Origin of the sequence: Pseudomonas sp. K5002 (genome assembly GCF_013386655.1) — a bacterium.
Classification (GTDB): domain Bacteria; phylum Pseudomonadota; class Gammaproteobacteria; order Pseudomonadales; family Pseudomonadaceae; genus Aquipseudomonas.
Genome location: NZ_JACARK010001649.1, coordinates 1 through 980 on the forward strand (window position 1 = coordinate 1; position 980 = coordinate 980).

Genomic DNA, 980 nt, shown 5'->3' on the forward strand with positions numbered 1-980 from the left:
CAGGCCGTGCAGGCTGCCGGTGGCGTGGGGCAGGGCGGGCACCCGCTCGCCGTTGAGGAACGGCAGCATGCTCACGCCGTCGGCTCCGATCGGTGCCTCGGCCACCAACGCGTTGAACGCCGCCAGGTCCAGGTCGAACAGCTCGCGGATGACCCCAGTGGCGTTGGTCAGGTTCATGGTGCAGATCAACGGCAGCCAGCCGCCGCTGGAGGAGCAGAAGGTCGCGACCGACGCCTGCGGGCTGACGTTGGCCTGATCGGCAAAGGCATACACGGTACCGGATGAACCCAGGCTCATGGTGATCACGCCGGGGGCGATATTGCCGGTGCCGATGGCGCCCATCATGTTGTCGCCGCCGCCGCTGGACACCCGCGCATTCGGGTTGATGCCCAGGCGCTCGGCGATGGCTGGCAGGATGGTGCCCACTGGCTGGTTGGCCTCGATCAACTCGGGCAGCGCAGCTTCCAGGCGCCCGTCGGGATCGATGTGGCGCAACAGTGCCAGGTCCCATTCACGGGTGCGCACGTTGAAATAACCGGTGCCGGAGGCATCGCCGTATTCGGCGCAGGCGCGGCCGGTGAGCCAGTAGTTGAGGTAGTCGTGGGGCAGCAGGATATGCGCGATGCGTGCGAACACCTCCGGGTGTTGCTCGCGGGTCCACAGCAGTTTGGACACGGTGTAGCCCGGCGCGATGGCCACGCCGAGGCGTTCCAGGGAGCCACTTTCACCGCCCAGGTGTTGCAGCAGGCGATCATTTTCCGGCGCGGTTTCGGTGTCGCACCACAGCTTGGCGGGGCGCAGCACCTGGCCTTGGTCACCCAGTAATACCAGGCCGTGTTGCTGGCCGGAAACGCCGATGGCGAGTATGTCCTGGCCGTCAACCCCGGCCTGTTGCAAGGCGCGGTGAGTGGCTTCGGTAAACGCGTCCAGCCACTCCTGGGTGTGCTGTTCGCGGCGGCCATTGGCACCGCTGATCAGCG

Annotated in this window: 1 protein-coding gene; it reads right to left on the reverse strand. The window is 66.8% G+C overall.

Annotated features, from left to right (window positions below; translation table 11 throughout):
- The coding region (xylB, locus tag HX846_RS38490; protein ID WP_178967612.1) for a xylulokinase at positions 1–980 on the reverse strand (980 nt) is incomplete at both ends.